Origin of the sequence: Thermomonospora echinospora, from assembly GCF_900108175.1 — a bacterium.
GTDB classification, from domain to species: domain Bacteria; phylum Actinomycetota; class Actinomycetes; order Streptosporangiales; family Streptosporangiaceae; genus Thermomonospora; species Thermomonospora echinospora.
This window is the reverse complement of the sequence record NZ_FNVO01000032.1, coordinates 44248-59632: the sequence shown is the minus strand read 5'-3', so window position 1 is coordinate 59632 and position 15385 is coordinate 44248. Positions and strand designations below refer to the sequence as shown.

Here is a 15385-nt window from a genome sequence, read left to right as displayed (position 1 = left end):
ATCCCGGTCGCGGTGGCCTGCCGGGTATTGAACGTCTCCACCTCGGGATACTACGACTGGCTCGGGCGGCCCGAATCACCGCGTGCTCTGCGCAACAAGGAACCGGCGAAGATGATCCGCGAAATCCATGCAGAATCGCGCGGCAGCCATGGCTCGCCACGGGTACATGCCGAGCCGGCGCTCGGGCTGGGCGAGCAGGTGAACCGCAAGCGGGTGGAGCGGCTGATGCGCCGGGCCGGGCTGCAGGGCGTCTACCGGCGGCGAGGGCGCCGCGACCTGGTGAACGCCGCGACGGAGGAGGACCTGGTGCAGCGCCACTTCGACGTCGCCGGCCCCGACCGGCTGTGGCTCACCGATATTACCGAACACCCCACGACGGAAGGGAAACTGTACTGCGCCGCCGTGCTGGACGCCTCTTGCGGGCGCATCATCGGCTGGTCGATCGACACCCGCCAAGACACCGACCTGGTCATCAACGCACTCGCCATGGCCGTCACACGACGCAACCCGCCACCCCGCTCGACAATTCTGCATTCCGACCACGGAACGCAATACACGTCCTGGGCGTTCGGGAAACGTCTGCGGGACGCCGGGCTGCTCGGCTCGATGGGCACGGTCGGTGACTGCTACGACAATTCCATGATGGAGTCGTTCTGGGGGACGATGCAACTGGAGTTGCTCGACACCCGGACGTGGAAAGCCAGAGAAGAGCCGGCCGGCGCGGTCTTCGAATGGATCGAATGCTGGTACAATTCTCACAGGCGTCATTCCAGCATCGGAATGCACAGCCCCGTCGCATTCGAAGGGCTCAACCTGCCCTCAGATACCCACGAGTGACCTCACCGTTGGTGTCCGTGCAACGGGGGGAAGCTCATCCGGAGCTGGACCGGCACGGCATCCCAGCAGCGATCAACTCTCCTGGCCGACCGGCAGGGGCACGGTCTTTCGCCAGAACTCGAAGTCCAAGAGCAAAGAGTGCTCACCTGCCGGCGGCTATCACCAGAAGTCTGCCGTATGGCCGACTCCCCGATCTGATTAGGGAGCGAACACTTGGTCGGCGAACTCCTCCGACCTCGCCCGCACACCCTCCAACTCCTGCGGTGTCATCCCTTCACCCCCAGCAGCAGATCGGAACATACACGCAGGAACTCCCCCACCTCACCGAGCCCTACTAGGCCACGTGGCCCGTCCCGACCGTGGAGGGACAAGGCCGCACGTCTGCGACCAGGCGAAACTGGTTCTGAAAAGGACCCACTGAGCTATACTGGCGTGAAACGACAGTCCGATCTGAGAACTCAGATCTAGCGGAGTCCACGCGAGGGCGGCTCCGCCCAGTCGAGGGAACCCACCAGCCAGATGAGCCAGAACGCCGAGCCGGGCCTGCTGGCCCGACGCCTGGAGCACCTGTTCCAGACCGCCCACCCCAAGGGCCGCAAGCCCTACACCAACGTCGAGGTGGCCGACGCCATCAACCAGGCGGCGGGCGAACAAGTGATCTCCCAGGCCTACATCTGGCAGCTCCGCAAGGGCATCAAGGACAACCCCACCCGCCGCCACATCGCCGCCCTGGCCGACTTCTTCGGCGTCTCCCCCCTGTACTTCTTCGACGACACCGACCCGGCCACCGACACCGCCCTGGAAGCCGACGTCAAGCTCGCCCTGCGAGACGACGCCGTCCGCGACCTCGCCCTGCGCGCCGCCGGCCTGTCAGACGCCACCCTCAAGACCATCCAGGACATGATCACCCGAGCCCGCACCCTGGAAGGACTCCCCGAGCTCGACGAGGACACGACCTCGCAGTAACCGCCCGCTCCTCGTTCTGCGTCATCCCGACCGCCCGCAGCGGTCGAGGCTGTAGTGGCCCAAAGTCCAACCGCCTCGTTCGGCGCCGTCGTCGACCACCGTGCGGCAGCCGTGCTCACCTCGGCTCACCGTCACCCGTGCATTGACCAGCTATTTTTACATGAGCATATTTACAGCATGGTCACGTACACATCAGTTGGTCACGCTGATCTTCCCCGGATACCGGCGTTCCCGAGAGGTAAGTACCTGACGAGCCAATGCCGTTGGCCCGCTGCGGCGTTGTTCACCCAAACGCAAGAGCCGGTGATCCCCGTCCGTGACGCAGGCAGCCGCCGGACCCAAGCCACGATCGCGGCCACCGCGGGTGTGCATGCGGCCGGCTGACACGCCACGCTCGCCCGGCAGCGCCTCAGCCCCCGGGCGTCTCCTCACCGCCGGGCAGGTCGCAGACCTTTTCCAGTGCACCCCGTCGTGGATCAAGGAGCGAGCCCGGCGACGAGAGATCCCCTTCGTCATGATCGCGGGGCAGTACAGGTTCACCGACGCGCACCTCACCGAGATCGTCCGGATCTTCGAGATGCGGCCGGAGGAACGGGTGCGGCACTCCTCCGCACCGCGCCGCAGAATCGCGGCACCGCCCCCCGCCGACCCGCCGGCGACCGCCCTCCGCGCCCGGCGCCCTCGACGGTCCCGCCAGCCCACCTGACCTCTCAAAGAGTCCCGCCATTCCCGCGATAATGGCAATGACGCCCCCGGAAGCCACCGCAGGCAATTCATCCCCCAAAGGGCTTGGCCACAACCAGCACACCCAATCGTGAACAGCTGCACATCTATCAGCAGGACTCAGGCGAAGACACCCCCCAAAAGCACTCCCCACCGGAGCAAGAGATGGCATATGCAGAAAAACGCGGCAAAGGCTCCAACGCCTACTACCTGGCGCGGTTCAGCGACGGGAACGGCAAGTGGCCCACCGTCAAGGACGGGCGAGGAGCCGCGATCCGGTACCGCACCAAGCGGGAGGCCGAGCAGGCCGCCAACGACGAGGAGGCCAAGGTCCGCGGCAGGACCTGGCGTGATCCTGCCGCAGGTCAGGAGACGTTCACCGCCTACGTGAACGGCTGGTACGCGCGCCAGGATCTCAGTCCTCGGACGATGGGGAACTACCGGCTGACCATCGAGACGATCCTGCTTCCCGAATTCGAGACCGACCCGCTCCGCAACATCACCACCGTCCGGGTCACCGAGTGGGAACGTCGGCTGCGGACCGCAGGGTACGCCGAGGAAAGCATCCGCACCTACCGGGGAGTGCTGCACGTCAGCATGGGCGACGCGGCCACCGAGGGAAAGATCGACGTCAACCCGGTGACCCGGCCACGCGGACGGGGCCGGCGGGCGGGAAAGGCCAAACACCGCAGACCGGAAAAGCCCGTCGTCGACCCGCTCGGCGCGCTGCTGCTGGCCGAGCGCTGCGCGATTCTCAGCGGACGCGACGACGAGTTCATCCTGGTCGTGACGAAGGCGTGGACAGGCGCCCGCTGGGGTGAACTGGTCGGCCTGGAGCGTCCGTACTTCCGGATGTCGAAGCTGAGGATCGAGCACCAGCTCGAGGAACTCGACGACAGCACCTGGCTCAAGTGCCCGCCGAAGGAGGACAGCCGCCGCACGATCGACCTGCCGCCGTTCCTGTCCGGGCTGCTCAGCCGCCAGATCAAGGCGACCCAGGCCGAGCGCGCGCAGGTGTGCCCCTGCTACCGCCCACAGCGTCCCACAGCGCCGCACGCGGGCGGCGGGTACATCTTCACCGGCCGCACCACCCGGCGGCGCGTGGACAAGAGGCTGACGCCGGTCACCGCCGCTCACTGGCGGCGTTCGGGGTTCGAAAGCATGATCTTCAAGCCCGCCGCCGAGGGCTGGTACCCCAAGAAGGCGCCGCTCCCCCGCCGGCCCGTACCGCTGCTGGCCGACCCGTTCCCCGGAACGCCGGTCCGGGGCCGCAACTACGTGGAACGCTCCGACTGGTGCTGGACGGCGATCCGCGACGGCCTGACCCCCCACCTGCTACGGCACACGCACCGCACCTGGATGACCGAGGACCGCATCCCCGAGATCCTGGCCCATGAGCGCCTCGGCCACGAGATGGGCGGGATCGCGGCCCGCTACACCCATGTGACCGACGCCATGCGGGCCGAACTGATCGAGGCGCTCACCCAGCGGTGGAACTCCGCGCTGGACGCCCGGCTCCGGATGCACCCGCACTCGCCGGTGGCGGTGCTGGAGGAGTTGCTGACCGCCCGCGCGGCCAAAAAAGAAGGGGACGATCGCAAGATCGTCCCACAGGATTCCCACAACCCCCGGGTCGTGGGACTTCGGCCGAGGCCCAGAAAGCGGGCCTGACCTGCGGTGGAGCTGAGGGGATTTGAACCCCTGACCCCCTCGATGCGAACTACCTGCCCGGCCATGGTCGTTTGGGCTTCGCCCTGGTCAACCGTGTGGTGAGGGGTGGGCGCGGGTACTGCCGTGTGGGTACGTTGCTGTACTTCCGTGCTGTACAGCAGCACCCGCGACGCGGCTGGTCACGGCCTCTCCGGAGCGTCGGTGGTGCTGTAGGCCATGAGCCGTGGAGGCCGCTCGTCGGCTGAGGTGGTGTCCGTCAGGCGGCGTGTTCGTCCAGGATCTCGCGTACTTCCGGTACGTGCCGGAACGGTTCCAGCTTGGCCAGGACGACGCGGGTTCGTTGGTTGGTGCGGTCGCTGGTGAGGTCGCTGGTCAGGTCGAGTATGCGGCGGGTGGTGTTGGCGGCTTCTTCGGGCTCGTTGGCGTCGGCCAGGGCGACGGCGAGCCATGACAGGTAGAGGGCCAGTTCGCGGGCGTGTGTTGCGTCGTACCGGCTCAGCACTTCTTGCAGGAGCGGAACGGCTCTCAGCGGCTTGTGCAGTTCGGTGTAGACCCGCGCGTCCATGACGTCGAGTTCTTCGGCGGAGACCCAGTAAGCCCAGGTGGGGGCCTCGTCTGCACCGTCCTCGGTCAGGGCCTCGTGTGCCTCGCCCAAGGCGCGCATGGCCTGCTGGTTCTGGCCCTTCTTGGTGTGAGCCCATGCCACGCGGTCCAGGTAGAGGGCTCTGGTCTTCCCCGGCGCGTCGGGGCCTGCCTCCTCTAGTGCGGCCTGGGCGAGGCTGAGGCCGGTGTCCTCCTGGCCGGTGTTGGAGAGCTGGTAGGCGAGGCTGCCCGCGAGGTTTCCGGCAAGGGTGGAGTCCTGGGCTTCGCGTGCCGCTGAGACGCCCAGCCGGTATGCGCGCTCGGCCTGGTCGTGCTGGCCAGCGTCGCTGGCGATCCATCCGGCGATCTGGGCCATTTCGGCGATGCTCGCAAGGAGGGCGCGGCCGACTTCCTCAGTGTGCGTCGTCTCGCGGTAGAGCCTGATGGCCGCGTTCAGTTCGCGGAATGCCGGGGCTATCAGGTCCCCGCCCGCTATCACGTCGTCGGCCAGCCGTAGCCCGTGCGCACGGGCGGCCAGACCATCCGCCGTGGACATGCCTATGCGGCGGCCCACGTGGCTGGCGAGCGGGCCGAGGTGTTCCCCATGGTCGGGAAGCAGGATCGCCAGGGTTTCCGCAGGGCTCGGTGTTCCGTTCTGTATGTCGTCTCCTCGGGCGTGCTCTGCCGCACGTTCAAGCTCGTCCAGGTGGATGCCCAGCGCCGTCGCAAGCGCCGGAAGCCACACCGTGGGGACACGTTCCCCGCGCTCCCACCGGCTGACCTCGTTGCGCGTCACGGATGCCGTTCCGGAGATGCGGCACAACATCTCGGCCAGTTGCCGCTGACTCTTGTTCGCCTTCCGGCGCATACGCGCCAGGTATGCGCCGAACCGCTTACGCCTGTCGTCGCTCACGCTGGCCCCTCCCTTGGGTCCAGTCTGGCCCCTCCCCGGCCCCCTGGCCGGCACCTCTGAGAGATGCCCCGAAAAGGGAGGCTCGCCGAAGCGAAGGCAACAGTCAACGGCATTCGATAGGCGGTGGAAAACATGCCTGATCGTCGCAGCGGAAGACATACGGGACGCGCTTGGGACGCTCCCCGTGAGACGGACACCCGGCGCGCCCAGGTCTGGGCGCTGGCCCAGGTGCTCAAGGCGCACGGGTACGGGGTGGAGGTGGCCGAGTCCGAGCCGTTGCTGGTGGTGGCGGTCTCCTCCGGCTCCCCGGTCCAGGTGCGGTGTGACTACCGGCAGGACTGCGGCGGTGAGCCGTGGTTCTTCCTGACCGGTGGCGGGCCGCTGGCGGCGGCCGACGGTGACCATCTGCAGGACGCGGTGGTGGCGGTCAAGGGCGCGCTGGCCCGGCGGGGCTGACTCCTCATGGTGATCGGCCACCTGGACCGGCTGGCGGCGGCGTTGCTCGATGACGGCTGGCAGGTCCTGCCGCGTTATGACCACGATCCGCCGTTCCTGCGGGTGTGGCATCCGGACCTGGAGGTCCTCGGTCTGTCAGTCGGCGTCCGACCCGGCCCGGCGGGCACCCGCCAGGCGGCCGTGTGGTGGTACGTGATGCTGCCGCACGTCCGCCTGACCCCGTGCGCGGACGTGGCGGGCGCGGTCGGCCAGATCGCCTGGCTGCTGGGGCCGTGGGTGATGGCGGCCCGGCAACGGCGGGCGGCCCGATGACGGCCCCCGCCACGGATCGGCTGGGCCGCTGGGCGGTCCCGCGCAGTGAGGATCTGCGGCTGGCGTGGCTGCTGGCCCGTCGCGAGTTCGGGCAGGAGTTCCCCGGCGTGATGGTGTGGTTCGGGCTGACCTCCGGCCGGTGGCGGGCGATGGTCCCGGCGGCCGGTGGCTGGCGGCTGCTGGAATCGGCCCAGCCCGATGACCTGCGCACGCAGATCCGCGGAGCGCTGGGGTTTTGGCCGGTGTCCGCCACACCGCACCACCGCCGGTTCGGGGGCAACCCTGACCCGTACCGCAGTGGCCGCTAGGCCGCGAGGAACGGAAGCAGGGGCGGCAGCACTTCCCGCCCCGGTCGGGAACGCCGCTGCACGATATCGACCCGTCTTCTTCGTTTCGGGAGGTCTACAGATATGCAGTCGCAGAGTCCGCCGCTGATGCGGGATTGCCCGCTGGCGTGCCTCACGCCGTCCCCGCGCATCGTCAACCCCCTGCGGGACTACCTGGCCGGTGAGGGCGTCCGGGAGCCGACCGTGGGGGATGTGGTCCGGCTGTGGGAGCACGACAGGCTTCGATTCGTCAAGAACCTGGGACCTGGCGGCACCGAGCAACTTCTTGGGGTCCTGGTGGCGGCGGGCCTGATCCACCAACACCACCACCACGGCTGATCTGCCGCCGGACCCAGGGCCGCGACTTGGGCTCCGTGCTGGCAGGGTCGGGGCCGGCGGATGCCCGAAGGGCACCCCGCAAGGGGCGGCCGGAGGGAGTCAGCCGGCGCCGGTGGCACCTTCCACGCGGGCTGACCGCCGGGCCTGCAAGCCGCTGCCCGGCACCCTGGCGGGGTGGGTCTTGCGTGTGGGCGTGCCCGTTTGGGGTGTGCGGCTGGTGGGCGCACCGTCCACGGGGGGTTGTGGGCGGGGCCGCGCTGCGAACGGCCCCCAGGCCGCACGCGCAAAGCGCGGCGGCCGTCCACAGCCCCCGGTGGGCGGGACCAGCCACAACCCCACACGCATCCACCATCTGATCCGTAGCCCGGTCAAAAGATCCACACCGGTCCAGATCCGTCCCATGACCTGCCCAGGGGCCCTGCTCGCCATCGCTTCTAGAAGCGAGGCTAAAGACAGTAGCGTGTTTGTGGTAGCGCCTCCGGCACGGAGTGCGACTGAACCTGCACCGCTGCTGGCCCATCCCACAGGATGCTCGATCGCAATCTCAGGGCTCCATGACCTGTGATGAACCGAATCACCCTCCAGATGTCGTACGCATCTTGCATGATGTGTGCTCGGTAGACATCCATTGACTCACCCCCGGAGACGCTCATGAAGCGATGGCTGATCGTCGCGCCAGATACACCTTCGAAGCTCGACAGGACGAGCTATGCGGAAGCTCGAATCGAACGTTGGGATAGTCGGATTCTCCTGTCGCCTAAGTCAGTTAAGGTTGGCGATCAAGTTATTTTGTGGCGACGCGGCAGAGCAAGTGGCATCGTAGCGATAGGTAAAGTGAGTAAGCTTGTCGAAAAAGAAGAGCGTTCACTAAGGTCTATCAGGCACTTGAACTCTCCAAGTGGACCGCGTCATGTTATGCAAACACCTAAGGTCGCCAAGAGTGCCCACGTGTCGCTCGACCACTACTGCTTCAGCAGGCCGATCACGCCCCAGCGACTCACAGAAATGGGATGCAGTGAGTTGGCGGCAGTGGCCCACAAAAGCCCTGGCTCCACATCAACATTTAAGGCAATTGAGGTTGAAATTTCGGAGCGGCAATGGAGCAATTTGATTGCAGCTGCCAATGAGAAGGAGATTTCTCCTGAATGGCCAGCCGCCTGGGTTATCCCAGAAGGGGGGCTCGTGGACAGAAGTAAGCTTACTTCCATCTATGGTGGAAGCACGAGCAACAGGGTGGGGGCGAGCGCGAGAACACCAAATGTATTTGTTTTCATTTCCATGCCACCCAAAGACCAAAGGAAAGGGTACCTATGGAAAGACGATCTTCTTATATGTCCTGGCCACCCTGAACCTTGGGATCAAGTAACATCGGAAAACTTGAGCGTTCTAAGTCATCACTGGCGGGGATATCCTGTTCGAGTATTCGAGACTCAAGCGCAGAAGTGTGTCTACATTGGAGAATTTGTAATCGACGACAACAAGCCTGTTGAGGAGTGGTTTAGCGACATCCGAGCAAAGACTGGATTGTTTGGGCGTAGAGAGAAGCAGGAAGTAAAGATACCCCTGCTGCGACTTCGCCAAATCAGCGGCTTGAGCTTCCAGCAAAATCGCACTGCCTTGTTCGATAGTGACCGTACAATGGATCTTCGAGTTGACTCGATAAGCACGACAGACAGAGGGCGCGACAGCTCAGATGTTGCTCATCAGATCGCTGCGGCTTTGACTCAGCCGGAAATAATTCAACAGTTTTCATTGATTGATATCGCTAGCGACGTGAGGAGCACTTTTTTCGCCGCCCTGCGGGTTCAGGAGCTAAGAAAGGCAGTTGCAGAACTCAAGAGCTATCTCCATTCCGGAGTCAACGAAGAGGCCAAGTATCAAGAATGGTGCGAACAACACTCCTGGGCTTTTGGCAATTCCTACATTTCCAGAGATGAGCTTCGCCATATATCTGTCGGAGACACTGTCGACATAATGATGGCTTCAACACTAAATCGACTGCGAGATATCATTGAGCTCAAAAGACCCGACAAGAAGGTCCTTCGTTTCGATAGAGCGCACAAGAGTTGGTACTGGTCCCAGGAGGTTAGCCAAGCCATTGGCCAATGCCACAGGTACTTGGACAAGCTGCATGAGCAGGCAGGTCTTCTTGTGCAAGACTTTCCCGATTTGGCGGCATACCACCCAAGGGCAACCGTGGTAATTGGCCGCTCGGACGAATGGGAGTCGGCGCAGCAGCGAGCCTTGCATGGGTTGAACTCTAGACTCCACGGCGTGTCGGTTATTACATACGACCACCTGTTGGCGAAGGCCGAGGCTACGCTGAAAGCAGTTTCGGTGCCTGTCCAGCAATAGGAGGCCCACGGCCGCAGATGGACCAGGGCACCTGATCCTAGAAGAAAAGATCTTCAACACCGACCACTTCCGTGAGTTCGCTCCTCGGACCTCTGCACCGGGTTCAGGAACGTTGACATAGTCGGGGGCCTGGGGAAGTTTCCTTGTGAGTCGGTCAGCTCATCGCGGGCGGCTCTGGGCGGGCGCGCGGGCTGCTCGGCGGGAGCAGACCAAAGAGGCCGCATACCCGGCGCGCAGAGCCGAGCGTGTCCGCTCCGGCGACCGCGTAGCGGGCGCCCTTGACGCAGTAAAGAAAGTTTGAGCCCACCTCAATATTTATGCTGGTCACAGGTGTAGGGCGGTGATATCTGCCAGTGCTGTGGGGTCGTGGTCGGTGGCGCTGGTGGCTTCGAAGCGGTCGGCGGGGGCGTGGATCTCGGTGACTTCCAGGGGCCGACCTTGGGTGTTGAGCATGATGCGGCGGATGACCAGGGTGGGGGTGCCGGTGGCCTCCATGTTGAGGTCTTCGGTCATGTGGCCGGTGGGCATGGTGGCGTGAACGGTGGTGGTCCAGCGGACGGGGCCGTACCGGTCGGCCAAGTGAGCGTAGTAGTCCTGCGGCTGGATCTCGGCGTCTTGGTCGTCCGTGGTGAGTAGGTCGCGGGGGATGTTGCTGTCGAGGTAGATGCGGGTGCGGGTCTTGGTGTGCTGCCAGAAGGCGTAGCGGTGGATGACCTTGGTGCCGGTGCGGATGCCCAGGGCCTCGGCCTCCTCCAGGCCGCAGGGGTTGGGGATGGGCTGGCCGTGGGCGAACTCAGGGTCTTGGCGCTCGGCGTCGCTAGGGACGGTGACCGGTTCCCAGCCCTGGGCGGCCAGGTCGGAGTTGGGGGCCAGTAGGTCCAGGTGGGGGCCTTGGCCGATGACGATGAGGCGGCGGTCGGGGCGGGGGCGGACGAAGGTGCCGCGTCCGTGGGAGACGGTCAGCAGTCCTTCGGCGGCCAGTTGGGCGATGGCCTTGCGGACGGTGGGGCGTGAGGTGGCGTAGGTGTCGGCCAGGTGCGCCTCTCCGGGCAACGCCTGTCCGGGCTGGTAGTGGCCGTCGAGGATGTCGGTGCGCATGAAGTCGGTCAGCTCGCGCCAGCGTGCGCGGCTGGGGCTGTCGCTCATCTAGGGCCTCCGGGCCGTTCTCGATCTGACAAGACGTAGCACGTGTGATGGTAACGTGTCCGCCGTGGGATGAGATGTAGCACGTGTGAGGCTACGTCTTGGCCTAGCTGTGGAGGTGGTGCGTGTGACGGCGACCAGCGACGACGGCAGGAACGACGACACGGCAGGTGCGGGGGTGGTGTTGCCGCCATGGGCGCGGGCGGTGGTCGAGGTGGCTTCGGCGCCCGGTTTCGAGCGGTGGACCCGGCAGGTGGCCTCGACGGGTGGGTGTTCGGCGCCGGTGCATCTGGTGGGTGAGTCGCAGATCATCGATCCGGCGACCGGTGAGGTGCTGCACGTCTACCGAACGGCCGATGAGCCGACGGGGCGGCTGCTGGTGGCGTGCGGGAACCGGCGGGCGTCGGTGTGCCCGGCGTGCTCGGAGGTCTACCGGCGGGACGTGTTCCAGCTCATCCGGGCGGGCCTGTCCGGCGGCAAGGGCATCGGCGAGGCGGTCAGCGAGCATCCGCGAGTGTTCGCCACCCTGACGGCCCCCTCGTTCGGGCCGGTGCATGTCCGGCGGGAACGCGACGGCAAGACCGTGGCCTGTCGTCCCCGGCGGGATCGGCCGGTGTGTGTCCACGGGGCGGCGGAGCATTGCGGGCTGCGGCATGAGGTGGGGGATGTGCTGGCCGGTCAGCCGATCTGCCCGGACTGCTACGACTACGTCGGGGCGGTGCTGTGGCAGGCGCACGCGGGTCGGCTGTGGCACCGGTTCACCCTGGAGTTGCGGCGGGAACTGGCCCGGCAGGCGGGCCTGTCCCGGCGTCGGTTCGCGGCGCTGGTGCGGCCCGCGTTCGCCAAGGTCGCCGAGTACCAACAACGCGGCCTGGTCCACTTTCACGCCGTGATCCGCCTCGACGGCGCGGGCGGCCCCGACGACGCTCCGCCCGGCTGGGCCACCGCTGACCTGCTGGCCGCCGCGATCCCTGAAGCGGCCCGGCGGGTGGCGGTCGCCTCCCCTGCTCCGGGCGGTGGTGAGCGGGTGTTCGAGTGGGGTGACCAGATCGACGTCCGGCCGATCCTGGTCCGCTCGGACGGGGACGGGCTCAGTGATCAGGCGGTGGCGGGCTACATCGCCAAGTACGCCACCAAGGGCGCCGAGACCTCTGGCACCGTGGACCGGCGGCTGGCCTGCCGCCCCTGCGCGGGCCTCGGCCGGACCACCGGGCGGGCCGGAACGGCGGTGTGCAAGCGGTGCGGCGGGCTGGGCACCAACGGCGGCCTGGCCCCGGACAGCCTTCCCGTCACCCCGCACGCCCGGCGCATGATCCGCACCTGCTGGGACCTGGGCGCGCTGCCGGAACTGGCCGACCTGCGGCTACGTCCCTGGGCTCACATGCTGGGGTTCCGGGGGCACTTCGCCACCAAGTCCCGCCGCTACTCGGTCAACCTCGGCACCCTGCGCCAGGACCGCGCCGACCACCGCACGGCCGAATCCCGCCAACGCAACGGCCTGCCCGATCCCGGCAGCACGCTCGTGCTGGCGCACTGGCGATTCGCCGGACAGGGCTATACCGACAAGGAACAGATCCTCGCCGATGCCATCGGCGCGCGTGCCCGCACCGCCCGGCGCATCGCGGCCGAACGCGCCGAACAGGCCGAGCGTGGTGAGGAGGGCTGCGCGTGACCGATGCTCCCGGCGACTTCCTGACCGTCGACGAGACGGCAGCACTGCTCAAGATCAGCCGCTGGAAGCTGTATGACCTGCTCCGCAACGGCGAACTGGCCTCCTTCCACCTCGGCCGGCGCCGCCTCATCCCCCGCACCGCCATCGATGACCTGGTCAACCGGCTCATGGGAGAAGCAGCATGACGGCCACGCCCCCCACCGACACCAAGACCACCCGCAAGACCCGCGGCCGTGGCCGCGCCAACGGGGAAGGCTCCGTCTTCCCCTACCGCAACGGCTACGCCGCCTACGTCTGGGTCACCACCCCAGACGGCAAGCGCACGCGGAAGTGGGCCTACGGCAAGACGCGTGAGGAGACCCACGACAAATGGCTCAAGCTCCACGACGCCGCGCGCAAGGGACCGGTGGCCACCAAGTCCCCCACCTTGGAGGCGTACCTACAGCGCTGGCTGGCCGACGTCGTTCAGCCTGAGCTTGCCCCCGCGACGGCGGCCAACTACGAGATGTTCGTCCGGCTCTACATCGTCCCCACGCTCGGCCGTAAGCGGCTCGACAAGCTCACCGTGGCGGACGTGCGGACCTGGTTGAACAAGCTGCGCGAGACCTGCCAGTGCTGCGCCCAGGGCAAGGACGCCCGGCGGGAGGAGAAGGCGCGCCGGTGCTGCGCGGTCGGCAAGTGCTGCAAGCAGCTCGCCTCCGAGCGCACCTGCCGGGACGCGTGGACCACGCTCCGGGCGGCGCTGGGCAACGCCGTCCGGGAGGAGATCCTTCCCCGCAACGCGGCTGCGCTGCTGCGGGTCTCCAAGCCGCGCAAGCGGCGCGTGAAGCCCTGGACGGTGGACGAGGCTCGGAAGTTCCTGGAGTCGGCCCGCAAGCGGCGTGACCCGATGTACGCCGCGTACGTGCTCATCCTCGCTCTGGGCCTGCGGCGCGGTGAGGTGCTGGGCCTGCGGTGGGCGGATGTGGACCTGGACGCGGAAGAGGTCCGGGTCGGCTGGCAGCTCCAGCGGGTCAAGGGCAGGCTCCTGCACCGCGAGACCAAGACCGAAGCCTCCGACGCGGCGCTCCCCCTCGTCGGCATCTGCACCACCGCGCTACGGGAGCGACAGAAGGAGCAGGACACGGCCCGTGAGGCTGCCGCAGAGTGGACGGACACGGGCTTCGTCTTCACCACCCGTACCGGCCAACCGGTGGAGCCGCGCAACTTCAACCGCAGCTTCGCCACCGCCTGCGATCGGGCGGGCGTGCGGCGGGTGCCCGTTCACGTGACGCGCAAGACCTGTGCCTCGCTCCTGGTGGCGCTCGACATCCATCCCCGCGTGGTGATGCAGATCCTCAGACACAGCCAGATCGCCGTGACCATGGACATCTACAGCGAGGTCAGCACAGCGGCCACCCGCAAGGCGCTGCGCAAGCTCGGCAAGCAGCTCGCCTGACGGCGTAGCTGTACATCGCTGCTGTACAAAGATCAAAAGGGCCGGTTCCAAGATCGGAACCGGCCTTTGACCTGGGTGGAGCTGAGGGGATTTGAACCCCTGACCCCCTCGATGCGAACGAGGTGCGCTACCGGACTGCGCTACAGCCCCGAGGACTCCGCAAGGTTAGCAAACTTCGGGGGTGGTTCGCGCATCGGGAGCGGTGGGGTGGGGTGGCGAGCGGTCCGGGGAGAGGTGGGTCAGTCGCCGACGGCGCGGCGGTCGTCGGCGTACTGGTCGAAGACCTCGTCGGGGAGGACGAGTTCGATGATCTCGGCCTTGGCGGGCCGTTCGGGCCGTTCGGCCTCGCGGGCGGCGCGGCGGGCGGCGGCGCGGGCCTGGGCCTCGGCCTGGCGGCGGGCGGTGTCCATGGCGGCGGCGACCCGCAGGAGGGACAGGTGGCCGGCGAGGAGGAGGACGGAGGGCAGGGCGGCCCACCAGGGGGCCAGGCCGGTGGCCACGACGGTCACGGAGGCCAGCAGGAGGAGGGTGAGGCCGAACGTGCGGCGGCGGCGCCGGGCGATCACCGCGGCGCGGCTGGAGCGGCGGCGCGGTGGGGGCGGGGGTGTGGGCGGGGCCTCGACGGGCTCGTCGTAGGCTGTGGGCTCCCGGTCGTCGAGAGCGGGGTCCTCCTCCAGGTCGAGCTCCTCGGGCGAGCCGGAGCGCTTGGACAGCAGGCGGGAGAAGCCGTCGTTGTCGCGGCGCAGCCACATGGGGACGAGGACCACGGCCCAGACCGCGACGATGGCGAGGTAGAGGAGGGTACTGCTCAAGGGCCCTCCCCGGCGGCACGCCAAGGACGTGGGCTGACCGTCGGCGCGCGCATGTTCACGTCCCGCACGGTAGGACCCGGTGTCAGCGGTTGACGAGCATACGGGGCGGTGTGTCGCGAGATCGTGATCGCGGTTACCCGCTGTTTACCCGGGCTTTCTTGCTCGAAGGAATCCAACGGTCAGGAAGGCGGGCCGGGGAATGTTCGCTCGGCCGCCGCCCGCCAGCGGGAACGCAGGCCGCCGGGAACGTCTTCCACGGTCAGCGCGTAACAGATGTGGTCGCGCCAGGCCCCGTCGATGTGGAGTTGGCGGCGGCGAATTCCCTCTTCGCGGAAGCCCAGCTTTTCCACCACCCGGCGGCTGGCGGTGTTCTCCGGACGGATATTGGCCTCGATGCGGTGCAGCCCCACGGTGAAGAAACAGTGGTCGACGGCCATGGCCACCGCGGTGGGGATCACCCCGCGCCCGGCGACCCGCCGGTCCACCCAGTAGCCGATCTGCGCCGACCTGGCCGAGCCCCACACGATGGCGCCGATGGTGAGCTGGCCGGCGAAGCGGCCCTCGTAGGTGACCACCCAGGGCAGGGCGAGCCCCTGCCGTGCCTCCCGGCGCATCAGGTGCACCATGCTCAGATAGGGCCCCAGTCCGGTGCGGAACAGCGGGGTCTCCGGATTGGTCGGCTCCCAGGGACGCAGCCAGTCGGCATTTCTGACCCGCGTGTCCCGCCATATCGCCGCGTCACGCATCCGCAACGGTCGCAGTCCGACCGGACCGTCGGTCAGGGTGACCGGCCAACCCCGCAAGCGTTCCACGTCTTCATAATCCCCCGCACGGGCGTCT

Annotated in this window: 16 protein-coding genes and 1 tRNA gene; 12 read left to right on the top strand and 5 right to left on the bottom strand. The window is 67.2% G+C overall.

Annotation, left to right across the window (positions count from 1 at the left end):
* From C4U03_RS36615 to C4U03_RS36600, 4 genes are all read left to right on the top strand, one after another.
* The coding region (locus tag C4U03_RS36615; RefSeq protein ID WP_160147222.1) for an IS3 family transposase at positions 1 to 837 on the top strand (837 nt) is incomplete at its 5' end.
* A 519-nt stretch (positions 838 to 1356) separates the two neighbouring features.
* Complete coding sequence (locus C4U03_RS36610) at positions 1357 to 1803, top strand: helix-turn-helix domain-containing protein (protein WP_103944385.1); 447 nt, start codon at positions 1357 to 1359, stop codon at positions 1801 to 1803.
* A 514-nt stretch (positions 1804 to 2317) separates the two neighbouring features.
* Positions 2318 to 2509 carry a hypothetical protein gene (locus tag C4U03_RS41515; protein WP_200827716.1) on the top strand — a complete coding sequence of 64 codons (192 nt, stop codon included), beginning with the start codon at positions 2318 to 2320 and terminating at the stop codon, positions 2507 to 2509.
* A 182-nt stretch (positions 2510 to 2691) separates the two neighbouring features.
* Positions 2692 to 4197, top strand: coding sequence for a tyrosine-type recombinase/integrase (locus tag C4U03_RS36600; protein WP_146087659.1), 1506 nt, complete (start codon positions 2692 to 2694; stop codon positions 4195 to 4197).
* A 256-nt stretch (positions 4198 to 4453) separates the two neighbouring features.
* On the opposite strand, the gene C4U03_RS36595 is transcribed toward C4U03_RS36600, so the two are convergent.
* Positions 4454 to 5692 carry a helix-turn-helix domain-containing protein gene (locus C4U03_RS36595; protein WP_235018354.1) on the bottom strand — a complete coding sequence of 413 codons (1239 nt, stop codon included), beginning with the start codon at positions 5690 to 5692 and terminating at the stop codon, positions 4454 to 4456.
* Positions 5693 to 5824: 132 nt separating this feature from the next.
* On the opposite strand from C4U03_RS36595, the gene C4U03_RS36590 reads away from it, so the two are divergent.
* From C4U03_RS36590 to C4U03_RS36570, 5 genes are all read left to right on the top strand, one after another.
* Complete coding sequence (locus C4U03_RS36590) at positions 5825 to 6148, top strand: hypothetical protein (protein ID WP_103944382.1); 324 nt, start codon at positions 5825 to 5827, stop codon at positions 6146 to 6148.
* A gap of 6 nt (positions 6149 to 6154) precedes the next feature.
* Entirely contained in the window at positions 6155 to 6460 is a 306-nt protein-coding gene (locus C4U03_RS36585; protein ID WP_103944381.1) for a hypothetical protein, read from the top strand.
* Positions 6457 to 6768, top strand: coding sequence for a hypothetical protein (locus C4U03_RS36580; protein WP_103944380.1), 312 nt, complete (start codon positions 6457 to 6459; stop codon positions 6766 to 6768). The genes C4U03_RS36585 and C4U03_RS36580 overlap by 4 nt, the downstream gene beginning before the upstream one ends.
* A 102-nt stretch (positions 6769 to 6870) precedes the next feature.
* Positions 6871 to 7125, top strand: coding sequence for a hypothetical protein (locus C4U03_RS36575; protein WP_103944379.1), 255 nt, complete (start codon positions 6871 to 6873; stop codon positions 7123 to 7125).
* A 651-nt stretch (positions 7126 to 7776) separates the two neighbouring features.
* Positions 7777 to 9480 carry a Shedu anti-phage system protein SduA domain-containing protein gene (locus tag C4U03_RS36570; RefSeq protein ID WP_103944378.1) on the top strand — a complete coding sequence of 568 codons (1704 nt, stop codon included), beginning with the start codon at positions 7777 to 7779 and terminating at the stop codon, positions 9478 to 9480.
* Between the two features lie 324 nt (positions 9481 to 9804).
* On the opposite strand, the gene C4U03_RS36565 is transcribed toward C4U03_RS36570, so the two are convergent.
* The gene (locus C4U03_RS36565) at positions 9805 to 10626 is read right to left on the bottom strand and encodes a GntR family transcriptional regulator (RefSeq protein WP_103944377.1); all 822 of its coding nucleotides are present in this window, start codon (positions 10624 to 10626) and stop codon (positions 9805 to 9807) included.
* 124 nt (positions 10627 to 10750) lie between these two features.
* Between C4U03_RS36565 and C4U03_RS36560 the strand changes: the two genes are divergently transcribed.
* From C4U03_RS36560 to C4U03_RS36550, 3 genes are read left to right on the top strand one after another with little or no spacing between them, the layout of a single operon-like run.
* Positions 10751 to 12295 (top strand): replication initiator, encoded by a 1545-nt coding sequence (locus C4U03_RS36560; protein WP_200827715.1) that lies wholly within the window; start codon positions 10751 to 10753, stop codon positions 12293 to 12295.
* Positions 12292 to 12480 (top strand): helix-turn-helix domain-containing protein, encoded by a 189-nt coding sequence (locus C4U03_RS36555; protein WP_103944376.1) that lies wholly within the window; start codon positions 12292 to 12294, stop codon positions 12478 to 12480. The genes C4U03_RS36560 and C4U03_RS36555 overlap by 4 nt, the downstream gene beginning before the upstream one ends.
* The gene (locus tag C4U03_RS36550) at positions 12477 to 13733 is read left to right on the top strand and encodes a site-specific integrase (RefSeq protein ID WP_103944375.1); all 1257 of its coding nucleotides are present in this window, start codon (positions 12477 to 12479) and stop codon (positions 13731 to 13733) included. The genes C4U03_RS36555 and C4U03_RS36550 overlap by 4 nt, the downstream gene beginning before the upstream one ends.
* A gap of 76 nt (positions 13734 to 13809) precedes the next feature.
* Here C4U03_RS36550 and C4U03_RS36545 read toward each other — a convergent pair.
* The 3 genes from C4U03_RS36545 to C4U03_RS36535 all read right to left on the bottom strand — a co-directional run bounded on the left by C4U03_RS36545 (position 13810) and on the right by C4U03_RS36535 (position 15357).
* A tRNA-Ala gene (locus tag C4U03_RS36545) sits at positions 13810 to 13883 on the bottom strand.
* 89 nt (positions 13884 to 13972) lie between these two features.
* Positions 13973 to 14545, bottom strand: coding sequence for a divisome protein SepX/GlpR (sepX, locus tag C4U03_RS36540; RefSeq protein WP_103944374.1), 573 nt, complete (start codon positions 14543 to 14545; stop codon positions 13973 to 13975).
* Positions 14546 to 14724: 179 nt separating this feature from the next.
* Positions 14725 to 15357, bottom strand: coding sequence for a GNAT family N-acetyltransferase (locus C4U03_RS36535; RefSeq protein WP_103944373.1), 633 nt, complete (start codon positions 15355 to 15357; stop codon positions 14725 to 14727).
* Positions 15358 to 15385 lie beyond the last annotated feature (28 nt).